Origin of the sequence: Massilia sp., from assembly GCF_031995545.1 — a bacterium.
Taxonomy (GTDB): Bacteria; Pseudomonadota; Gammaproteobacteria; order Burkholderiales; family Burkholderiaceae_D; genus Telluria.
This window is the reverse complement of sequence record NZ_DAMAGA010000023.1, coordinates 66,450-87,188: the sequence shown is the minus strand read 5'-3', so window position 1 is coordinate 87,188 and position 20,739 is coordinate 66,450. Positions and strand designations below refer to the sequence as shown.

Annotated in this window: 22 protein-coding genes; 9 read left to right on the top strand and 13 right to left on the bottom strand. The window is 65.3% G+C overall.

All coding sequences use genetic code 11. The features are described from left to right. Window positions 1-55: 55 nt before the first annotated feature. Genes RTQ83_RS16100 through RTQ83_RS16090 form a run of 3 tightly spaced genes read right to left on the bottom strand, consistent with a single transcriptional unit; the run spans window position 56 to window position 3,002 of the window. On the bottom strand, window positions 56-1,525 hold the full coding sequence (locus tag RTQ83_RS16100; RefSeq protein ID WP_312516632.1) for an NAD(P)(+) transhydrogenase (Re/Si-specific) subunit beta: 1,470 nt from the start codon (window positions 1,523-1,525) through the stop codon (window positions 56-58). Further along, a complete protein-coding gene (locus RTQ83_RS16095; RefSeq protein ID WP_312516630.1) occupies window positions 1,522-1,857 on the bottom strand; it encodes an NAD(P) transhydrogenase subunit alpha in 336 nt (111 codons plus the stop codon). The genes RTQ83_RS16100 and RTQ83_RS16095 overlap by 4 nt, the downstream gene beginning before the upstream one ends. A gap of 29 nt (window positions 1,858-1,886) precedes the next feature. Next, complete coding sequence (locus tag RTQ83_RS16090) at window positions 1,887-3,002, bottom strand: Re/Si-specific NAD(P)(+) transhydrogenase subunit alpha (RefSeq protein ID WP_312516628.1); 1,116 nt, start codon at window positions 3,000-3,002, stop codon at window positions 1,887-1,889. A 260-nt stretch (window positions 3,003-3,262) separates the two neighbouring features. Between RTQ83_RS16090 and RTQ83_RS16085 the strand changes: the two genes are divergently transcribed. Both RTQ83_RS16085 and mnmA read left to right on the top strand, forming a co-directional pair. Beyond that, on the top strand, window positions 3,263-3,745 hold the full coding sequence (locus tag RTQ83_RS16085; RefSeq protein ID WP_290418034.1) for an NUDIX hydrolase: 483 nt from the start codon (window positions 3,263-3,265) through the stop codon (window positions 3,743-3,745). Window positions 3,746-3,766: 21 nt separating this feature from the next. Next, window positions 3,767-4,876, top strand: a complete 1,110-nt coding sequence (gene mnmA / locus RTQ83_RS16080) for a tRNA 2-thiouridine(34) synthase MnmA (protein ID WP_312516625.1) — start codon at window positions 3,767-3,769, stop codon at window positions 4,874-4,876. A gap of 66 nt (window positions 4,877-4,942) precedes the next feature. On the opposite strand, the gene RTQ83_RS16075 is transcribed toward mnmA, so the two are convergent. After that, window positions 4,943-6,721, bottom strand: coding sequence for an EAL domain-containing protein (locus tag RTQ83_RS16075; protein WP_312516623.1), 1,779 nt, complete (start codon window positions 6,719-6,721; stop codon window positions 4,943-4,945). A 172-nt stretch (window positions 6,722-6,893) separates the two neighbouring features. Between RTQ83_RS16075 and RTQ83_RS16070 the strand changes: the two genes are divergently transcribed. Then, entirely contained in the window at window positions 6,894-7,619 is a 726-nt protein-coding gene (locus RTQ83_RS16070; protein WP_312516621.1) for a GAF domain-containing protein, read from the top strand. Window positions 7,620-7,693: 74 nt separating this feature from the next. On the opposite strand, the gene RTQ83_RS16065 is transcribed toward RTQ83_RS16070, so the two are convergent. Genes RTQ83_RS16065 through RTQ83_RS16055 form a run of 3 tightly spaced genes read right to left on the bottom strand, consistent with a single transcriptional unit; the run spans window position 7,694 to window position 9,602 of the window. Then, complete coding sequence (locus tag RTQ83_RS16065) at window positions 7,694-8,092, bottom strand: response regulator (RefSeq protein ID WP_312516619.1); 399 nt, start codon at window positions 8,090-8,092, stop codon at window positions 7,694-7,696. A gap of 41 nt (window positions 8,093-8,133) precedes the next feature. Next, window positions 8,134-8,910 (bottom strand): 5'-3' exonuclease H3TH domain-containing protein, encoded by a 777-nt coding sequence (locus RTQ83_RS16060; protein ID WP_312516617.1) that lies wholly within the window; start codon window positions 8,908-8,910, stop codon window positions 8,134-8,136. 17 nt (window positions 8,911-8,927) lie between these two features. Then, window positions 8,928-9,602, bottom strand: coding sequence for a glutathione S-transferase (locus RTQ83_RS16055; protein ID WP_312516615.1), 675 nt, complete (start codon window positions 9,600-9,602; stop codon window positions 8,928-8,930). Window positions 9,603-9,737: 135 nt separating this feature from the next. Here RTQ83_RS16055 and RTQ83_RS16050 point away from each other — a divergent pair, with 135 nt between their 5' ends. After that, the gene (locus RTQ83_RS16050; protein ID WP_312516613.1) at window positions 9,738-10,628 is read left to right on the top strand and encodes a DUF72 domain-containing protein; all 891 of its coding nucleotides are present in this window, start codon (window positions 9,738-9,740) and stop codon (window positions 10,626-10,628) included. On the opposite strand, the gene RTQ83_RS16045 is transcribed toward RTQ83_RS16050, so the two are convergent. The 3 genes from RTQ83_RS16045 to RTQ83_RS16035 are packed head-to-tail and all read right to left on the bottom strand — an operon-like array spanning window position 10,625 to window position 13,032. After that, window positions 10,625-10,879 carry a DUF6587 family protein gene (locus tag RTQ83_RS16045; RefSeq protein WP_312516611.1) on the bottom strand — a complete coding sequence of 85 codons (255 nt, stop codon included), beginning with the start codon at window positions 10,877-10,879 and terminating at the stop codon, window positions 10,625-10,627. The genes RTQ83_RS16050 and RTQ83_RS16045 overlap by 4 nt on opposite strands. A gap of 2 nt (window positions 10,880-10,881) precedes the next feature. Then, window positions 10,882-12,771 (bottom strand): ferrous iron transporter B, encoded by a 1,890-nt coding sequence (locus tag RTQ83_RS16040; RefSeq protein ID WP_312516609.1) that lies wholly within the window; start codon window positions 12,769-12,771, stop codon window positions 10,882-10,884. A 3-nt stretch (window positions 12,772-12,774) separates the two neighbouring features. After that, window positions 12,775-13,032 (bottom strand): FeoA family protein, encoded by a 258-nt coding sequence (locus tag RTQ83_RS16035; protein WP_312516607.1) that lies wholly within the window; start codon window positions 13,030-13,032, stop codon window positions 12,775-12,777. Between the two features lie 250 nt (window positions 13,033-13,282). On the opposite strand from RTQ83_RS16035, the gene RTQ83_RS16030 reads away from it, so the two are divergent. Both RTQ83_RS16030 and bfr read left to right on the top strand, forming a co-directional pair. After that, window positions 13,283-13,492: a (2Fe-2S)-binding protein gene (locus RTQ83_RS16030; RefSeq protein WP_312516605.1), complete on the top strand. Its 210-nt coding sequence runs from the start codon at window positions 13,283-13,285 to the stop codon at window positions 13,490-13,492. Window positions 13,493-13,735: 243 nt separating this feature from the next. Then, the gene (bfr, locus tag RTQ83_RS16025; protein ID WP_312516603.1) at window positions 13,736-14,206 is read left to right on the top strand and encodes a bacterioferritin; all 471 of its coding nucleotides are present in this window, start codon (window positions 13,736-13,738) and stop codon (window positions 14,204-14,206) included. Window positions 14,207-14,313: 107 nt separating this feature from the next. Here the strand turns inward: bfr and RTQ83_RS16020 are convergent, their stop codons facing one another. Both RTQ83_RS16020 and RTQ83_RS16015 read right to left on the bottom strand, forming a co-directional pair. Continuing rightward, window positions 14,314-15,267, bottom strand: a complete 954-nt coding sequence (locus tag RTQ83_RS16020; RefSeq protein WP_312516601.1) for a PfkB family carbohydrate kinase — start codon at window positions 15,265-15,267, stop codon at window positions 14,314-14,316. After that, window positions 15,264-15,878: a glutathione S-transferase C-terminal domain-containing protein gene (locus RTQ83_RS16015; RefSeq protein ID WP_312516599.1), complete on the bottom strand. Its 615-nt coding sequence runs from the start codon at window positions 15,876-15,878 to the stop codon at window positions 15,264-15,266. The genes RTQ83_RS16020 and RTQ83_RS16015 overlap by 4 nt, the downstream gene beginning before the upstream one ends. A 167-nt stretch (window positions 15,879-16,045) precedes the next feature. Here RTQ83_RS16015 and purB point away from each other — a divergent pair, with 167 nt between their 5' ends. Continuing rightward, window positions 16,046-17,425, top strand: coding sequence for an adenylosuccinate lyase (purB, locus tag RTQ83_RS16010; RefSeq protein WP_312516597.1), 1,380 nt, complete (start codon window positions 16,046-16,048; stop codon window positions 17,423-17,425). A 63-nt stretch (window positions 17,426-17,488) separates the two neighbouring features. Here purB and RTQ83_RS16005 read toward each other — a convergent pair whose 3' ends face one another. Further along, the gene (locus RTQ83_RS16005) at window positions 17,489-19,480 is read right to left on the bottom strand and encodes a TonB-dependent receptor (RefSeq protein ID WP_312516595.1); all 1,992 of its coding nucleotides are present in this window, start codon (window positions 19,478-19,480) and stop codon (window positions 17,489-17,491) included. A 150-nt stretch (window positions 19,481-19,630) separates the two neighbouring features. Here RTQ83_RS16005 and RTQ83_RS16000 point away from each other — a divergent pair, with 150 nt between their 5' ends. Together RTQ83_RS16000 and RTQ83_RS15995 are read left to right on the top strand one after the other, a co-directional pair. After that, window positions 19,631-20,179: a cytochrome b gene (locus RTQ83_RS16000; RefSeq protein ID WP_312516593.1), complete on the top strand. Its 549-nt coding sequence runs from the start codon at window positions 19,631-19,633 to the stop codon at window positions 20,177-20,179. Continuing rightward, entirely contained in the window at window positions 20,176-20,730 is a 555-nt protein-coding gene (locus tag RTQ83_RS15995; protein WP_312516591.1) for a YceI family protein, read from the top strand. The genes RTQ83_RS16000 and RTQ83_RS15995 overlap by 4 nt, the downstream gene beginning before the upstream one ends. Window positions 20,731-20,739 lie beyond the last annotated feature (9 nt).

Here is a 20,739-nt window from a genome sequence, read left to right as displayed (position 1 = left end):
TGGCGACGCATGCCGGAGTTGAACGCGTCGGCGGCGGAGCCGCCAACCCTACCTGTCATTCAACCGCTTTGAGCATCGATTCGATGACCTTCTTGGCATCACCGAACACCATCATCGTGTTCGGCTGATAGAACAGATCGTTGTCCAGTCCCGCGTAACCCGACGCCATCGAACGCTTGTTGACGATGATGCTGCGTGCCTTATAGGCCTCCAGGATCGGCATGCCGGCAATCGGCGACTTGGGATCCTTGGCCGCCGGATTGACCACGTCATTCGCCCCCAGCACCAGCACCACATCGGTCTGCCCGAACTCGCCGTTGATATCTTCCATCTCGGCCACCTGGTCATACGGCACCTCGGCCTCGGCCAGCAGCACGTTCATGTGCCCCGGCATGCGCCCCGCCACCGGATGGATCGCGTAGCGCACCGTGACGCCGTGCTCGGTCAGCTTGTCGACCAGTTCCTTCACCGTATGCTGGGCACGCGCCACCGCCAGGCCGTAGCCGGGGACGATGATCACCGACTCGGCATTCTGCAGAATGAAGGCCGCGTCCTCGGCCGACCCCGACTTGACCGGACGCTGCTCCTGCGCCCCGCCCGCCGGCCCGCCGGCCTCGCCGCCGAAGCCGCCCAGGATCACGTTGAAGAACGAACGGTTCATCGCCTTGCACATGATGTACGACAGGATCGCGCCGCTCGAGCCGACCAGCGAGCCGGCGATGATCAGCATCGCGTTGTTCAGCGAGAAGCCGATGCCGGCCGCAGCCCAGCCCGAGTACGAGTTCAGCATCGACACCACCACCGGCATGTCGGCGCCGCCGATCGGGATGATGATCAACACACCCAGCACAAAGGCCAGCAGCGCCATCGCCACGAACGGCGTCCACGCGGGCGCCACGCCATCGGCGAAGCAGAACATCAGGCCCAGCACCACGATGGCGATGGCCAGCACCAGGTTCAGGATATGCTGGCCGCCGAAGCGTACCGGCGCGCCCTGGAACAGGCGGAATTTGTACTTGCCCGACAGCTTGCCGAAGGCGATCACCGAACCGGAGAAGGTCACCGCACCGACAAAGGTGCCGATGAACAGTTCGAGCCGGTTCCCGAACGGCAGCGGCGTGGTGCGGGTGGCGATATTGAAAGCCCACGGCTCGGACACCGCCGCCACCGCGATGCACACCGCCGCAAGGCCGATCAGCGAGTGCATCGCCGCCACCAGCTCGGGCATCTTGGTCATCTCGACCTTCTTGGCGGCGTAGGCGCCGATCGCGCCGCCGACGATCACGCCCAGCAGCACCAGCGGGAAGCCGGCGCCGCGCGCGCCTTCGGCAGCGTCCTGGAACTCGGCCTGCAGCTTGAAGATCAGCGCCGCCGTGGTCAGGACCGCGATCGCCATTCCGGCCATGCCGAAGCTGTTGCCGATGCGCGCGGTGGACGGTGACGACAAGCCCTTGAGCGCCTGGATGAAGCACACCGAGGCGACCAGGTAGAACAGCGTCACCAGGTTCATGCTGATCATGTTCATGCACTTTTCTCCTCGGCTGCCAGGGCCGCCGGCTTGGCCGCCTTCGGCTCTTTTTTGCGGAACATCTCGAGCATGCGCTGGGTGACCAGGAAGCCGCCGAACACGTTCACCGCCGCCAGCGCCACCGCCAGCGTGCCGGCCACCTGCCCGGTCAGGCCTTCGGTGAGCGCCGCGGCAAGCATGGCGCCGACGATCACGATCGCCGAGATGGCGTTGGTCACCGCCATCAGCGGCGTGTGCAGCGCGGGCGTGACCGTCCACACCACGTGGTAGCCGACGTAGATCGCCAGCACGAAGATGATCAGGTTGATGATGGTGTGGCTGATGTCCATGCCAGTCTCCTGTCGTTCTGTGTTGTTTTCTACGAAGCGCGCAGCACTTCGCCGTCGGCGCACACCAGCGTGGCGCGCACGATCTCGTCCTCGCGGTCGATATGGAACTGCTCGTCCTTGTCGAACACCAGCTTGAGGAAGTCGAGCACGTTGCGCGCATACAGCGCCGAGGCATCGGCCGGCACCAGCGCCGCCAGGTTCGGTTCGCCGATGATGTGCACCCCGTGCTTGATCACGGTCTTGCCGATCTCGGTGAGCGGACAGTTGCCGCCCTGCGCGATCGCCATGTCGACGATCACCGAGCCGGGCTTCATCGCCTGCACCGTCTCCTCGCCGATCAGGGTCGGCGCGCGCCGCCCCGGGATCAAGGCGGTGGTGATCACGATGTCGGCCAGCTTCGCGCGTTCGTGCACCAGCGCGGCCTGGCGCCGCATCCAGTCGGCCGGCATCGGGCGCGCATAGCCGCCGCTGCCCTGGGCGATCTCGCGTTCTTCGTCGGTGACATACGGCACGTCGATGAACTTGGCGCCGAGCGACTCCACCTGTTCCTTCACCGGCGGGCGCACGTCGGAAGCCTCGATCACCGCGCCCAGGCGCTTGGCGGTGGCGATCGCCTGCAGCCCGGCCACGCCGACGCCCATGATCAGCACCCGCGCCGCCTTGACCGTACCGGCCGCCGTCATCAGCATCGGCATGAAGCGTCCGTAGGTATTGGCCGCCAGCAGCACCGCCTTGTAGCCGGCGATGTTGGCCTGCGACGACAGCACGTCGAGCGACTGCGCACGGGTGATGCGCGGCGCCGCTTCCAGCGCGAAGGCGGTGAGCCGGGCCTGGGCCAGCGCCTGCACGCCTTCGGCGTCGAACGGGTCGAGCATGCCGACCAGGATCGTCCCGGCGCGCATGCGCGCACGTTCCTCTAGATCGGGCGGGCGTACCTTGAGCACCATGTCGGCGCCGAAGACGGCCGAGGCATCGACGATGGCGGCGCCGGCGGCCTGGTAGGCCTCGTCCGGCGCGGCGGCGCGCAGGCCAGCGCCGCTTTCGACCAGCACTTCGTGGCGCGCCGCCAACTTCTTGACGGTTTCGGGAGTTGCTGCAACGCGGGTCTCGCCCGGCCTTGTCTCGACCGGTATTCCTATCCTCATGGATTCCTCCACAGCTTGGACGGCATTGTCGGATAACAGCCCAGCCAATCTAGCACGTCTTTACAACACTTGTCGAAACATAAATTTCAATTGGCGAATTTGCCATTGTGCTGAGCCGGAACAGGGATTACCGTACTGATGTCATCTTTTTTGCGACAGATCAAGCTCAATTAACGTCAGGCAAGCGTCACGGGACAGGCATGGCTGAGCAGACCAGGGCCGGGCCGAGGTAGAATACCGGCTCATTTTCAAGGACAGGCATGAGCGACATCTTCAAACCATCGGTTACCGTGGCCGCCATCATCGAGCACGAAGGCCGTTTCCTGCTGATCGAGGAGGAAACGAGCGAGGGTGTGAAGCTGAACCAGCCGGCCGGCCACCTCGACCCGCACGAATCGCTGGAACAGGCGGTCGTGCGCGAGGCGCTGGAAGAGACCGCACACGAGTTCATCCCGCGCGCGCTGGTGGGCATGTACATGTCGCGCTACCACTCCAAGTCGCGCAACGCCGACGTCACCTACCTGCGCTTCACCTTCTGCGGCAGCGTGGGCCGCAAGTTCGACCAGCCGCTGGACGAAGGCATCCTGCGTACGCTGTGGATGACGCGCGACGAAATCGCCGCCACCGCCGACCGCCACCGCAGCCCGATCGTGCTCAAGTGCGTGGACGACTACCTGGCCGGCCAGAGCACGCCGCTGGCGCTGCTGCACACCCATCCTTCGGTATTCGAAGGCGGAATATAAGATTCAAGCAACGGAAGCAACATGAGCAAGAAAAAAGTCGTGATCGGGATGTCGGGCGGCGTCGACTCGTCGGTCGCGGCATGGATGCTGAAGGAACAGGGCTACGACGTGGTCGGCCTGTTCATGAAGAACTGGGAAGACGACGACGACTCCGAATACTGCTCGACGCGCCAGGACTGGATCGACGCGGCCAGCGTGGCCGACGTGGTCGGCGTCGACATCGAAGCCGTCAACTTCGCCTCCGAATACAAGGACCGCGTGTTCGCCGAATTCCTGCGCGAATACCAGGCCGGCCGCACCCCGAATCCGGACGTGCTGTGCAACGCCGAGATCAAGTTCAAGGCCTTCCTCGACCACGCCATGAAACTGGGCGCCGACCTGATCGCGACCGGCCACTATGCGCGCGTGCGCCAGAACACGAACAGCGGCAGCTTCGAGCTGCTCAAGGCCTTCGACGCCACCAAGGACCAGAGTTACTTCCTGCACCGCCTGAACCAGGCGCAGCTCTCGAAGTCGCTGTTCCCACTGGGCGAGATCCCGAAGACCGAGGTGCGCAAGATCGCCGAGAAGCTGCAGCTGCCGAACGCGGCGAAGAAGGATTCGACCGGCATCTGCTTCATCGGCGAGCGCCCGTTCCGCGACTTTTTGAACCGCTACCTGTCGTATAAACCGGGTCCGATCAGGCTCGACGACGGCACCGTCGTGGGCGAGCACGTCGGCCTGTCGTTCTACACGCTGGGCCAGCGCAAGGGCATCGGCATCGGCGGGCTGAAGTCGCGCAAGAACCCGGACGGCACGGGCGAGCCGTGGTTCGTGGCGCGCAAGGACATCGAGGCCAACACGCTGTACATCGTGCAGGGGCATGATCATCCATGGCTGCTGTCGAACCGGCTCGAAGCCGGGCAGGCCAGCTGGGTCGCCGGCGTGGCGCCGGATGCGCGCGCGCTGTCGGCCAAGACCCGTTATCGCCAGGCGGACGTGGCATGCCGCGTGCAGGCCGACGGGCTGGATCGCTTTGCGCTCGATTTCACCGACCCGCAATGGGCAGTGACGCCGGGGCAGTCGGCCGTGCTGTATGACGGCGATGTGTGCCTGGGCGGCGGCATCATCGATGCCCGCTCGGGCGGCTGATTTTTTACGATAAGCTGAAAACCGTCATCCGCCACTAGCAGGGATGACGGCTCGAGGGTTGGTGGCTCAAGGCCGCTTTGCCAGCCACTCCACCAGCGCCCCGGCCCCCAGCGGCCGCGCATGCAGATATCCCTGCACTTCATCGCACCCCGCCGCGCGCAGGATGTCTTCCACCTCTATCGTCTCCACTCCTTCGGCCACCACCTTGTGCCCCAAGTCGTGCGACAGCTTGATCATGGTCTGCACCAGCGCGCGGCGGCGCTCGTCCTGGACGATGTCGCGCATGAAGCTCTGGTCGATCTTGACCACGTTGGCCGGCAGGCTTTGCAGATACGACAGGCTGCTGTAGCCGGTGCCGAAATCGTCGATCGCCAGCTGGATCCCGGCGCGGCCCAGGCGCTCCAGCGTGGCCTGCGCCATCTTTGGATTGCGCATCAGGGCACTCTCGGTCAGTTCGATCGCCAGGCATTCCGGTCCCAGGCCATGGCGCGCCAGCATGGCCAGCACGCGCTCGCAGAAATCGGCTTCTTCCAGGTTCACCGCCGACACATTCACCGCCACCCGCAACGGCTGCAGGCCGTCGCGGCGCCAGGCCACGATCTGGCGCAGCGCCGCCTCCAGCACCCATTCGGTGGTGGCGCGCGCCAGCGAGGTGGTTTCGATCACGGGAATGAATTCGCCAGGCGAGATGAAGCCCTTCTCGGGATGGGTCCAGCGCAGCAGCGCCTCGACACCGGCGCAGCCGCCGCCCTGCAGCGATACCTTGGGCTGGAACACCAGGTGCAACTGGTCCGGGCTGTCCAGCGCCGCGCCGAAGGCGTTCACCAGCCAGAAGCGGCGCTGCAGGATCTCGTCATGCTCGGTCGAGAACACGCGCACGCTGTGCTCGGCCGCCAGGGCATCGTGGGCTGCGCTGTGCATGTTGCGCAGCAGGTCCAGGCCTTCGGTCTGGCCCACCGTGAACGGGGCGATGCCGACCGTGGTAGTGGTCATGAAGCGCGCCTGGCCATAGCCGGCGCGCGCGTCCAGCCACGACTGCATCTGCGCGCGGAAGGTATCGAGCGCGACCCCGCGCGGCGCGATGAAGGCGAACTGGGCGGTCGCCACCTGGTAGACCTTGCCGGCGCCGGCCAGGCGCAGCTGCGGCACCGCGTCGCGCACCATCTCGTCGACGTAGCCCGAGCCCATCACGCGGTGCGCATCGCTGATCTGCTGCGGACTGGCCAGGCTGACCAGGGCCGCCAGGCGCTGGTCGCCGGCCGGCTCGGACAATTCGATGTCGCTGAAGTCGATGATGAACTGGTTACGGTTGGGCAGCCCGCTGACCGGATCGACCCGGCCCAGCGCATATTGCAGTTCGATCTGCGACATGACCATGGTGGCCAGGTCCTTGAGCGTCTGGGCTTCCTGCCCCGTGACATGGCGCGGCTCGGTGCCCAGCACGCACATCGCACCCAGGCAATAGCCTTCGCTGGTCACCAGCGGCGCGCCGGCGTAGAAACGGACACCGCCCTGCGCCAGGCCGCTGTCATGCAGGTAGCCATGCTCGAGCAGGTCGGGCACCACCAGCATCTCGCCGCTATCGGCCACCATCGCGCACGGCGCCTTGATACGCGGGATCGTGTCGTGCTCGACACCCACCTTGGACTTGAACCACTGGCGGTGGCTGTCGGTCAATGAGATCGCGGCGATCGGCAGGTTGAACAGCTGGGCTGCCATGCGCGTGATGCGGTCGAACGCTTCGCTCGGCGGCGTGTCCAGCAGCTCCAGGCGGCGCAAGGCGTCCAGACGCGCCGCCTCCTGGGGCAACGCAGCGATAAGCGAAAGTTCGGTCGGTGAATTCATGGGCTAAGGCGCTGGCACGCACACGCGCGCGAATTGACGAAATTGATGGAATAGAACGCATTGTTGCCAATAAAAAACTTAAAGTCAACAATAATCTCCAATTCTATCGTCAAATTCGTCATTTTTAGTTGCTTCGTGTAAAATTATGTGACCCAAGCCACATAAGCGCTCCATGAAAACAAGTCCTGACAACGATCCTATCCTGACCACGCGCGAAGCCGCCCATCTTCTTGGAGTCGCCGTCAGCACCGCGCAGGCATGGATGGAAGGCGGCGCCCTGCCGGCATGGAAGACGCCTGGCGGTCACCGGCGCGTCCACCTGAGCGCCGTCAAGCAGCTGCTGGCACAGCAGAGCGGCGCCGCGCCCGGCCCCGTGCCCGAGCCGCAAGGGGAGTTCCTGCCGGAGTTCGAGCCGGACTATCCAGTCGGCGCCGACGAGGCGCGCCGGCTGGCCGCCTTGAGCATGACCGGGCTGCTCGATACCCCGTCCGAGCAGGTGTTCGACCGGCTGACCTGGCTGGCGACCCATGCCACCGAATGCCCGATGGCACTGCTCACGCTGCTGTCGGCGCAGCGCCAGTGGTTCAAGTCGCGCATCGGCATGCACGAACGCGAAACGCCGCGCGCCCAGGCCTTCTGCAATCACACGATCATGCAGGAAAAACTGTTCGTGGTAGAGGACGCGCATGATGACCCGCGCTTCGCCGACAACCCGCTGGTGACCGGCGCGCCGCACATCCGCTTCTATGCCGGCTTTCCCCTGCGCGACGCAAATGGACTGGCGCTCGGCGCCCTGTGCGTGCTCGATAGCGAACCGCGGCGCCTGCGCGAACGCGAGCTGCGCGCGCTGCGCGAGCTGGCGGCGATCGCCAGCGACGAGATCCGGCGCCGCGCCTGAGCATCGCTAGGCGCTGGCGGCACGATCCGTTTCAGCATCGGGGACGAACGGCCTGGCAGGCCGATCGAGGACAGTCAGTCCGGCTTGGCCGCAGTCTGCTGTTGTTTCTTGACGAAGGCGATCACGGTATTGCGGATCGTCTTGAGTACGGTATCGGCCTTGAACGGCTTGACGATGAAGCCGTGCACGCCGCGCGCCACAGCCGCCTGCACCGCCGCCGCGTCGAGCGTACCCGAGACCATGAAGATCAGCGTCTTGGGCAGTTCGGCGCGCAGCTGCTCGACCACGTTGCTGCCATCTTCGACCTGCTCGCGCGCGATGCAGATCACGTGCGGGTGGTGCTTGAGCGCCAGCGCGTAGGCCGACTGGCTGGTATGGGCCGCGCCCACCACGTCGTAGCTGCCGTCCGTCAGCACGGTGCCCAGCATCGAACGCGAGACCGCGTTTGCATCCACGATTACTGCCTTGAGCATCGTTTGTTCATCCCTTCGTGAGCGTCTGCGCGACGTTTGTTCTAATGTGATTCATAGGCCAGCATATTCCAGGTCACGCCCAGGCGCACGTCGAGCTTGAGCGAGACCAGGCAGCGCGATACCTCGAGTATCTCACGCTCGGCGCGCAGCCTCTCCCCCAGCGGGGTCTTGAGGATGCCGGCGCCCGCCACCACCGCGTCCAGGTCGCCGTAGGCATTGAGCAGGCGCGCCGCGGTCTTCATGCCGATCTTCGACACGCCCGGCACGCCGTCGGTCGGGTCGCCCATCAGCGCCAGCAGGTCGTGCAGCCGTTCCGGCGCCACGCCGAAACGGTTGCGTACCCAGGCGTCGTCGTGCCACTCGTTCTTGAAGTGGTCCCACACCAGCGCGCCGTGCGCGATCAGCGGATGCAGGTCCTTATCGGTGGTGGCGACGACGGCGTCGCCGCGCCCCTCGGACAGCCAGCGCATGACGCCGGTGGCGATCACGTCGTCGGCTTCGACGCCGGGAATGCTCAACACGTGCAGGCCGGCGCCGCGCAGGCGCTCGTGGAACTCGGGCAGCGCCGCGCGCAGCTCGGCCGGCATCGCCGCCCGGCCCTCGCGGTAGCGTGGGTACAGCGCGTGGCGCCAGGTCTCGCCGCCGTAATCAAAGGCGGCCAGCACGTGGGTCGGCGCATGCGTTTCGAGCACGTTGCGAAACGACGAGAACGCGTGGCGCAGCGCGATGCCGGCCTTCAGGTCCGAGTCCGGTTCGGGACTGGCCTCGTACACGCGGCGCACGATGTTCAGGCCGTCGATGGCGAGCAGCTTGGCCATGCTACGGTCTACTCCTTTTATGCCTTGCCGATCTCGTATTTGCCGCCGCGTTCCAGCGCGCGCCCATAGGCCGGGCGCGCATGGATACGCTTGAGGAAGTCCGACAGGTTCGGATACTTGGCATCCAGCCCGCCGCGCGCGGCGGCCGCTTCCAGCGGGAAGCTGAGCTGGATGTCGGCGGCGGTGAATTCCTCGCCGGTGAACCAGGGGTGCTTGGCCAGCTCGCCTTCCAGGTAGCCCAGGTGCAGCGCGATCTGCGGCAGCACGAAGCTGCCCTTGACCTTCTGCGCGATGCCGCGCGCGATCGGCTTCACAAAAAACGGCAGCGGGCTGTTCTCGATCTTGTCGAACACCAGCTTCATGAGCAGCGGCGGCATTGCCGAACCTTCGGCGTAGTGCAGGAAGTGGGTATAGCGCAGGCGCGCCGGGGTGCCAACGGCCGGCACGAAGCGTCCGGCGCCGTAGCGCTCGACCAGGTATTCGACGATGGCGCCGGATTCGGCCACCACGGTGTCGCCGTCCTTGACTACCGGCGACTTGCCGAGCGGGTGCACGGCCTTGAGTTCGGGCGGGGCCAGCATGGTCTTCGGATCGCGCTGGTAATGCTTGATTTCGTATTCCAGTCCCAGCTCTTCGAGCAGCCACAGGATGCGCTGCGAGCGCGAATTGTTCAGGTGATGGACGACGATCATGGCGATGGTGATGGACGGTAGATGGCAATGGACGCTAGCTTAGCATTGTTGCGGCTTTGCCAAAAGGGACCCACCGGCCAGAGCTGGGTGCGCCAGCGCACTGCCGCGGCCGGGTGCGCGGCGTATCGTGGCCGCATGAGTGCTTCCACCATCGGCGCAACCTACATCGGCATCTCCGGCTGGCGCTACGCGCCGTGGCGCGGCAAGTTCTATCCGCCCGGCCTGGCCCAGGCGCGTGAACTCGACTACGCCGCGAGCCAGCTGCCCAGCATCGAGATCAACGGCTCGTTTTATTCGCTGCAGCGGCCTACCAGCTACGCCGCCTGGTACGCGGCCACGCCGCCCGGCTTCGTATTCGCGGTCAAGGGCAACCGCTTCCTGACCCACATGCTGCGCCTGCGTGACGTCGACAAGCCGCTGGCCAATGTGCTGGCGTCGGGCGTGTTCGAACTGCGCGACAAGCTCGGCCCCTTCCTGTGGCAGTTCCCGCCCAACTTCGCCTTCGAGCCGGAGCGTTTCGAGGCCTTCCTGCGCCTGCTGCCGCACGACACCGACGCGGCGCTGGCGCTGGCGCGCGGCTATGAGGAAAGGATGGAGGGACGGGTGTCGCTGGATGCGGGGCCGAAGCGCCCGATGCGCCACGCGGTCGAGGTCCGCCACGAGAGCTTCCGCAATCCGGCCTTCATCGCGCTGCTGAGGAAATACAAGGTGGCTTTGGTGGTGGCCGATACGGCCGGGCGCTGGCCGCAGATCGAGGACGTGACCGCGGATTTCATCTACGTGCGCCTGCACGGCGACAAGGAACTGTATGCGAGCGGTTACGATGACGAGGCCATCGCACGCTGGGCCGACAGGATCGATGCCTGGCGCCGTGGAGGACAGCCGCAGGATGCGCAGCTGGTGTCAGGCAAGGCGCCGCCGAAGCGAAAGGCGCGCGATGTCTACTGCTACTTCGACAACGACATCAAGGTGCACGCGCCCTACGACGCGCAGCGCTTGAGCGCGGCGCTGGCGGACAGACTTTAACGCTGGTGCAGCTTGATCACGCGGTGCTTGGTCGGCGAGGTCGGGGTGCTGGTCGATGCGCAGCCGGTGCCGCAGCTGCCGCCACCGCAGGCGCCGCCGCTCTGCCCGCCCAGCCAGGTGGCCAGCTTGGAGCGCTTGCCATCGCGCGTCAGCTGCTGCACCAGGCGCGCGCGCAGGCCGGCCGGCATGTATTTCGCGCCCAGGTACAGCGCGGCGAGAGCAACGATGATGGCAACGGCGAGTTCCTGCATATCTAGGCTCCGGTGATGGCCAGGGTGACGCGGTACACGATGAAGGCGGCGGCGTAGGCCAGGCCGAACATGTAGCCGGCCATGATCCAGGCGTACTTGCGGCTGCCGGTCTCGCGCGCCACCGTCGCCAGGGTCGGCAGGCAGTGCGGCGCGTAGACGTACCAGGCCAGCAGCGCCAGGCCGGTGGCCAGCGACCACGATTGCGCGATCAGCGGCGCCAGCGTGTCGCCGACGTTGTCGCCGCCCGACAGCGCGTACACGGTGCCCAGTGCGCCGACCGCCACTTCGCGCGCGGCCATGCCCGGCACCAGCGCGATTGCGATCTGCCAGTTGAAGCCGATCGGCGCCAGGATCACTTCCAGCGCGCGTCCGATCATGCCGGCCACGCTGTAATAGATCGGCGGATTGGTGGCGCCTTCCGGCGCACCCGGGAAGCTCGACAGCAGCCAGAGCAGCACGATCATCGACAGGATCAGGGTACCGACCCGCATCAGGAAGATCTTGGCGCGTTCCAGCAGGCCCGAGGCCAGCGCGCGCGGCTGCGGCCAGTGGTAGGCCGGCAGCTCGAGCATCAGCGCCTGCTGCTTGTATTCGCTGCGGCGCTTCATGAACCAGGCCACCGCCATCGCCGACAGGATGCCGGCCAGGTACAGCACGAACAGCACCAGGCCCTGCAGGTTGAAGATGCCGACCGAACGCTCCGGAATGAAGGCCGCGATCAGCAGCGCATACACCGGCAGCCGCGCCGAACACGTCATCAGGGGCGCGATCATGATCGTCACCAGGCGGTCGCGCGGGTTCTGGATAGTGCGCGCCGCCATCACGCCCGGAATCGCGCAGGCGAACGAGGACAAGAGCGGCAGGAAGGCGCGGCCCGACAGGCCGACGCTGCCCATGATGCGGTCCAGCAGGAAGGCCGCGCGCGGCAGGTAGCCGACGTCTTCCAGCAGCAGGATGAAGAAGAACAGGATCAGGATCTGCGGCAGGAACACCAGCACGCCGCCGACGCCGGCGATGATGCCGTCCACGATCAGGCTGTGCAGGATACCCTCGCCCAGCCACGAGCCGACCATCTCGCCGAGCGCGCCCATGCCGGACTCGATCAGTTCGATCGGCGTGTCGCCCCAGCTGAACACGGCCTGGAAGATCACGAACATCAGTGCCGCCAGCAGCAGCGGGCCGGCCACCGGGTGCAGCACCACGTTGTCGATCTTCTCGGTCAGATTGCCGGTGTCGCTCGAGGTGGACACGGCCACGCCCAGGATGCGGCGCACTTCGCGCTGGGTTTCCTCGACCGGCACTTCGTCGATCGCGGCCAATGGTTTGGCCTTGACCGGGTTGCCGAAGTCCATGCGGTCGAGTTCGGCCAGCAGGGCCTGCTCGCCGCCCGGCTGGATCGCGACCGTCTCGACCACCGGCATGCCCAGTTCCTGCGCCAGTTTGGCGGTATCGATCCGGATGCCGCGTTTTTTTGCAACGTCGACCATGTTCAGGGCCAGCACCATCGGCAGGCCGAGGCGGCGCAGTTCGAGCACCAGGCGCAGGTTCAGTCGCAGATTGGTGGCGTTGACCACGCACAGGATCGCTTCCGGCGGGGCCTCGCCCGCGCGCAGGCCGGCCACCACGTCACGCGTGATGCCTTCGTCCGGGGTCTGGGCATTCAGGCTGTAGGCGCCCGGCAGATCCAGCACGCGGAACGGGCGTCCGCCCGGCGACGTGAAGCTGCCTTCCTTGCGCTCGATGGTCACGCCGGCGTAGTTGGCGACCTTCTGGCGCGAACCGGTGAGGCGGTTGAAGAGCGCGGTCTTGCCGCAGTTCGGGTTACCCAGCAGTGCGACCAGAGGCGTGCGCGCCGCTGCCTGCGCCGGCGCTTGTTGTTCCATGACTCCCATTGCTTATTCCGGCTTGATCGAGACCAGGGCCGCCTCGAAGCGGCGCAGCGCGAAGGTCGATTCGCCGACCTTGACCGCCAGCGGGCCGCCCAGCACGCGTTTCAGTACGCGGATACGTTCGCCCGGCACGAAGCCGAGCTCCATCAGGCGACGCTGGACGTCGATGCCGCCCTGCTGCGCATGCGGCGCCAGGTGAATCACGGTGGCACTCTGGCCCGCCTTCAGCGAGTCGAGGGTGGTCAGGGAGGGGGCTTGGGTCATGGCGGCTTCCGGAAGTGAGGACTGGTGAAGCGTGTAGCGTTGATGAGACAGATTCCCACATGATAAACCTAAATGCGAATTATTTCTATTTACAGCTTGTCATCCTCTCGCTTGAACCATGCATGGGGCATCAAAAAAGTGCACACGATTGCTGAAATCCGCTTGCTTTTGCGGCTGGGTTTACAGAAAATAGCAACGCAAATGAGAATGATTCGCATTTTGTAGTGTAAACAGCAAGGGTTCATCAGAAATGATCGTCTGCGTCTGCAACAACATCTCCGACCGTGAAATCCGCCAGGCGGTCGACCTCGGCATCACCTCGATCGCCGGACTGCGCAAGGAACTCGGCGTTGGCACCATGTGCGGTACCTGCGTCAGTTATGCACGCGAAGTGCTGCACGAGCATATCGACAGCAAGACCACCATTACCGAACTGCGCCGTACCCCGGTCGCGGCCTGATGGGTTGCAGACGGCGCCCTGCCGTCACCGTTTCGTTGCCTGTTTCTGGTAACGAGAAGCGTTCCACTAGGTAGTGAGAAGCGTTATCACGATGAACTGAGAAGCGTTTTTATTCATCGCTGTTTTTGTCGTTTTACGGCATTTTTCTGCCATTTTTCCCCGATTTTTCTCCGCTTTTCACCGGCGATCGCCCGGCATGTTTGCTATCATTGAGCCCATTCGAAAATTACCAAGGGCACTCCAATGAAGGGCGATCCAAACGTCATCCGTCTGCTGAACGCACAGCTGACCAACGAACTCACCGCAATCAACCAGTACTTCCTGCACGCGCGCATGTACCGCCACTGGGGTCTGGAAAAGATCGCCAAGAAGGAATACGAAGAATCGATCGGCGAGATGAAGCACGCCGACAAGCTGATCGACCGCATCCTGATGCTGGACGCGCTGCCGAACCTGCAGGCGCTGCACAAGCTGATGATCGGTGAATCGACCCAGGAAATGCTGGAATGCGACCTGAAGCTCGAGCGCGCTGCGCAAGTGACGGTCAAGGAAGGCATCGCGGCGTCGGAAGCAGCCGCCGACTACGTGTCGCGCGACCTGTTCCTGATGATCCTGGAAGACACCGAAGAGCACATCGAGTGGCTCGAGACCCAGCTCGACCTGATCGTCAAGGTCGGCATCCAGAACTACCTGCAGAGCCAGATCTCGGCTTGATGCGGTTGATGGCCGGCGGCCTTGCGCTGCCGGTCATGCGCCGGGGTGCGCCATGCATCCCGGCTTCAAGTTTCAAATATCGGGTTTCAAGCCCGAAGTCTCAGCGCTCAGCGCCAGCGCGCCATCCACTTGTCGTAGAATCCCATATCCCCCGGCACCGCGCCCGGCATCGCACAGATCGCCCCGGCGAACTCGTTGGCCCGCGTCAGCGCCAGTTCCAGTGGCCAGCCGCGCACCTTCCCCAGCAGGAAAATCGCCGCGAACGCGTCGCCCGCCCCCACCGTATCGATCACGAACGGCGGCGCCGGCGTGTCGCGCTGGGTCAGTACCTGGCCGTCGCCGCCGAAGTACACCGAGCCGCGGTGCCCCAGCGTGACGATCAGCGCGTCGAGCGAGAACATGCGCAACAAGGCCTGGCACGAGGCGTGCACCTGCTCGGCTGCCGGCGCCGGGTCTTCCGGCTTGATCTGGAAGTACCAGCCGAACAGCACCTGCAACTCTTCTTCGTTGACCTTGACGATATTCGCCGCCTGCAGCGAGCGCGTAACGCGCCGTTCGTCGACTTGGCCGTCGCGCAGGTTGAGGTCGAGGAAGCGCTGCGCGTGGCTCGCTTCCAAGAGCGCCGTCAAAGCTTCGCGCGAACGCTCGTGGCGCTGCGCCAGGGTGCCGAAGTAGACCAGGCCTGGCTGGACTGCCGCCAGCGCCGCCGTCGCCTGGGCGCGGTCGATGAAGTCGTAGGCCTGGTTCGGCAGGATGGTGAAGCGGTGCCCCTTGGCGCCACGCTCGACCAGCACGCGGCCGGTCTCTTCGATCGGATCGACCTGCAGCCCGGCTTCGCTCATCGCGAAGCGTTCGAACTCGGCGCGCACCAGGCTGCCGGCGCGGTCGGCGCCGACGCGGGTGATCATCAGTTGCGGCGCCATGAAGGCGGCCAGGTGGCGCGCCACGTTGAACGGCGCGCCACCGACGATCTGCTCGCTGGCGAAATCGTCGACCAGCGCCTCGCCGAAGACGACCGTGGTCGCCGGCAGGGAGGTCAGCGTGGCGCCGGCGCCGCTCATGCGACGTAGGGGACGGTGTCCTTGAACGACTGCCGTTCGGACAGCTTGTCGAACAGGCGCGCCAGGTTCGGGTAGTCGGTGCGCCAGTCGATGTGCGGGAAGCGGAACGCGATCCAGCCCAGCGCGCAGCCGACCGCGACGTCGGCCAGCGTGTAGTGGATGCCGGTGCAGAAGGCGTTTTCGCCCAGCTGCTCGGACATGGTGCGCAGGCCGGCGTGGACCTTGCTCCATTGACGCTCGATCCACTCCTGGCTTTGCTGCTCCTGCGGGCGCAGGGTCTGCTCCAGGCGCACCAGCACCGCGGCGTCGAGCACGCCGTCGGCCAGCGCTTCCCACATCTTGACTTCGGCGCGGTCGCGGCCGTTCGGCGGCAGCAGTTTGCACACCGGCGTCAGGATGTCGAGGTATTCGGCGATCACGCGCGAATCGTAGAGCGTGCTGCCGTCTTCCATCACCAGGCAAGGCACTTTGCCGAGCGGGTTGGTTTGCTGGATCGTGGTGTCGGCGGCCCAGACGTTTTCGAGGACAAAAGCGTAGTCGAGCTTTTTATCCGCCATCACGACGCGGACCTTGCGGACGTAGGGGCTGGCGGAAGAACCGATGAGTTTCATGGAAGGTCGGAATAATGAATCAACGCCTAGTATAACATCGGGGCCGCTTGCAAATCCTGATACCGCCCCCATGGGCGAGGTCCGCGCCGGCCTGTTACGCCAGGAATTACGCAAGAAGCGTGGCCCGGCCAGTGGTAAAATCCGCGTTTTTGCCCGGACCGCTCGCCATGACCTCTCCTGCAATCTCCCCTACCCTCTCGGCCCTGTCCCCGCTCGACGGCCGCTACGCGTCGAAAACCGACAAGCTGCGCCCGATCCTGTCCGAGACCGGCTTCATGCACCACCGCGTGAAGGTCGAGATCGCGTGGCTGCAGGCGCTGTCGCAGGCCGGCTTTGCCGAAATCAAGCCATTTTCGAGCGAAGCGAACGCTCACCTCGAACGCATGGCGGCCGAGTTCGGTGAACAGCACGCGGCGCGCATCAAGGAAATCGAAGCGGTCACCAACCATGACGTGAAAGCGGTCGAGTACTGGCTCAAGGAGCAGGTCAAGGACGTGCCGGAACTGGTCGCCGCGAGCGAATTCATTCACTTCGCCTGCACCTCGGAAGACATCAACAACACTTCGCACGGCATGATGCTCAAGGCCGCGCGCGACGGCGTGCTGCTGCCGGCACTGCAGGCCATCATCGCCAAGCTGACCGAGATCGCCCACACCAACGCCGCGCTGCCAATGCTGTCGCGCACCCACGGCCAGACCGCCAGCCCGACCACCCTGGGCAAGGAATTCGCCAACGTGGTCGCGCGCCTGCAACGCGCCGTCAAGCGCATCGCCGACGTCGAAATCCTGGGCAAGATGAACGGCGCCGTGGGCAACTACAACGCCCACCTGTCGGCCTATCCCGAATTCGACTGGCCGACTTTCTCGAAGAACGTGATCGAACAGCGCCTGGGCCTGACCTTCAACCCGTACACCATCCAGATCGAACCGCACGACTACATGGCCGAGATGTTCGACGCCATCGCGCGCACCAACACCATCCTGCTCGACCTGAACCGCGACATCTGGACCTACGTCTCGCTGGGCTACTTCAAGCAGAAGCTGAAGGCCGGCGAAATCGGTTCGTCGACCATGCCGCACAAGGTCAACCCGATCGACTTCGAGAACTCGGAAGGCAACCTGGGCCTGGCCAATTCGGTGCTGCGCCACATGGCCGATAAACTGCCGGTGTCGCGCATGCAGCGCGACCTGACCGACTCGACCGTGCTGCGCAATATCGGCGTCGGCTTCGGCTACGCCCTGCTGGCCTACGACAGCTGCCTGCGCGGTCTGAACAAGCTGGAAGTCAATGCGGCGCGCCTGGAGCAGGACCTGGACGCCAACTGGGAAGTGCTGGCCGAGCCGGTGCAGACCGTGATGCGCCGCTATGGCGTCGAGAACCCGTACGAGCAGCTGAAAGAACTGACCCGCGGCAAAGGCATCACCCGTGAAGCGCTGCGCGAGTTCATCGGCACGCTGGCGGTGCCGCAGGAAGCGAAAGAGCTGATGCTGGCGATGACGCCGGCGAACTATACGGGTCTGGCGGCGAAGCTGGCTGCGGATATCTGATGCGACGCATGGCGTTGCCTTGAAACGCCATGCGTAGGGTTGGCGGCTATGCCGCCGACCCTACTAATAATCCCACCTCAGCTTTACCCCCACCCTGCGGTCGAAGTAGGCCTGGTATACCTCGGTACCAAACTCCGTATGCCCACCGGTCAGGTTCTCCCCGAACACCGACAGCATCACTCCCGGCCGCACGCGCCACCCGAAGCGCGCATCGACTGCCGTGTACGACGGCACGCCGGATGCCGGCATCTCCCCCACCCTGCGCACCGTGACATCGACTTCGCGTCCATCATCGATGTTGTAGCTCGAGCGCAGCTGCCAGGTATGCGACGGATCGCGGCGTGACGCCTGCGCGCCGTCCGGATCGCTGCTGCCCGGCTTGAGCGACAAACGCTGGTGCAGCGCAGTCAATCCGGCCGACAGGCGCCAGCGCGGCAGCGGCTGCCAGTTGCCCCAGGCTTCGATGCCGCTGGCGCTGCCTTCCATCAGGCTGCCGAACACCAGGTAGCTGCGGGTCGGATCGAACTCGTCGGTGCGCAAATGGTCGTAGTCGTGGTGGAACAGCGTGACCGAATATGACAGCGCCGCCGCCGGCTGTCCCCGGTAGCCGAGCTCGACCACGCGCGCCACTTCGCTGCGCACCTGCGGCCCGCCGCGCAGGATATACGGCGGCTGGCCCGGCACCCAGGCGTCGACGTCGAGCCGCGCCGGCGCGCGCACCGTGCGTGCGGCCGAAGCCCACAGGGCGTGCTGCGGCGACAGGCGCCACGACAGGCGCGCGCTGGGCAGCCACTCGACGCCGGTGTAGTGGTTGTATTCGGCGCGCCCGCCCAGGATCAGGCGCCAGTCTTCGCGCAGCGCGATCTCGTCCTGTACGAACAGGCTGGCCCAGCGCTGGGTAGTGTCGGCCGGGAGGAAGGCGACGAAGGGGCTGTTGTCGACCCGGTCGCGGCTGACGCGCGCATTGGCGCCCCAGACGATGGCATGGCGGCCGTGGCCCGGCAGCGTGTGCTGCAATTGCAGGTCGACCGTGGTCAGGCGTTCGCCATACAGCGGCGGCGCCTCGCGCCGCGTGTGGTCCAGGTAGGCCTGGGCCGCGAGCGCGCCACCGCCGTCCAGCGCGCGCTGCCAGCGCAGGCTGAGATTGGCGCCATCCGAGCGCACCCGGCCGAACGCGCTGGGGCCGCCCGGCGTGGCAATTTCTCCCGGCGCCGGCTGGTCCATGCGTCCCTGATAAACATTGCCCAGCAGCGTGAACTGATCGCCGCCCTGCTCCCAGTCGGCGCGCACCCCGGCGAAGGAACGGCGCCAGCGGTCGTCGACACGCCCGCCGCCCTCATTGTCACTGTCGTTGCGGCGGCCGTATTTGCCGAACGCGCGCCAGGCCACCCCACTGTCGGTGGTACCGCCCTGGCGGAAGGCGGCGCCGGTGCTGCCGTCGTTGGCGCCGTGCATTGCCAGCATGCCGCTCTGCGTATCCTTGGCCGAGCGGGTGATGATGTTAATGACGCCATTGACCGCATTCAAGCCCCACAGCACCCCGCCCGGCCCGCTGACCACTTCGATGCGCTCGATGTCTTCCAGCACCACGTCCTGCGCATCCCAGAACACACCCGAGAACAGCGGCGTGTACACCGGGCGGCCGTCAATCAGCACCAGCAGCTTGTTGGACAGCACGCTGCCGCCGCTGTTCAGGCCGCGCGCACTGATCGAATAGCCATAGCCGTTGATGCGCGCCACGTGCAGATTCGGCGCCAGGCGCAGGGCTTCGGGCAGGGTATCGGCGCCGGAACGCCGGATCTCTTCGGCGCCGATGACGAACACCGACGCCGGCGCGTCCTGCAAGCGCTCGGGCCGCTTGGACACCGAAGTAACTTGGATGTTGGCCAGCTCCTCGATCGAGAGGTCGGCCAGGTCTTGCTGCATCGTCTGCGCCTGCAGCAGCGGGCCGCCGGCCAGCGCCGCCAGGGGCAGGGACAGGCCGGCAGCCAGCACCGCCAACTTGTTGCGGGCGCCGAGCGTGCCGCGCCGGCTTGATTTGATAAATGCGCTCATGCGCCGATTCTACATTCGGCCCAGCCGGGTGGTGCACGTTTTACAACTCCATGCTAGTGTTTGATGGCGAAAAAACACTCGGCAGCACGGTGATGGATTTTTTGATATAGTCGGTTAGTTCTAACTCGTACAAGTTTCCTAAATACAATCATGCGCCGCTATACGCTTCCCGCGATCGTGCTGCACTGGCTGATCGCCATCGCGATCATCGGGACTTTCACGCTCGGCCTGGTGATGACCGACATCCCCGGCATTACCCCGACCAAACTGCGCTACTACAACTGGCACAAGTGGGCCGGCGTGACGGTACTGCTGCTGGCCACGCTGCGCCTGCTGTGGCGCCTGGCGAACCATCCGCCGCAGTACGCCGACGAGATGCCGGCCTGGCAGCGCGGCGCCGCCCATGGCCTGCACTGGCTGCTGTACATCCTGATGTTCGCGGTGCCGCTGTCCGGCTATTTCTACAGCCTGGCCGCCGGTTTCCCGATCGTGTATTTCGGCCTGTTCGAGCTGCCGTCACTGATGGGCCCGGATCCGGCCCTCAAGCCGGTGCTGCTCGGCGTCCATTACTGGCTCAACATGCTGCTCGCCGCCCTGGTCGGCCTGCATGTGCTGGCCGCCTTCAAGCACCTGCTGATCGACCGCGACGGCGTCATGCAGCGCATGCTTCCCATTTCCACTCCCAAGGAGAATCCATGAAACCGATCAAGTCCCTGCTGCTGGCGGGCCTGCTCGCCATCGCCGCCGGCGCCGGCGCCGCCCCGCTCAAGACCGACGCCGCCCACAGCAGCGTGGCGGCCGTGTTCAAGCAGATGAACGTGCCGGTCGAGGCGCCCTTCCGCAGCTTCACGGCGCAGATCGACTACGACGCCGCCAAACCGGCCGCCTCGAAGGCCAGCGTCGAGATCAACACCGCCAGCTTCGACATCGGCGACGCCATGTACAACAAGGAAGTGGCCAAGAAGGAATGGTTCAACTCGGCCCAGTTCCCGAAAGCCAGCTTCGTCTCGACCGCCATCGCCCCGGCCGGCGCCGGCAAGCTGAACGTGTCGGGCAAGCTCACGCTCAAAGGCAAGAGCGCGAACGTCACCTTCCCGCTGACGGTCAAGGCCGAAGGCGGCAAGCAAGTGTTCGAAGGCCAGCTGCCGATCAAGCGCCTGGCCTTCAATATCGGCGAAGGCGAATGGAAGGACACTAGCATGGTCGCCGATGAAGTCGTCATCAAGTTCCGCATCACCGCAGCACCGTAAGCGTTCCAC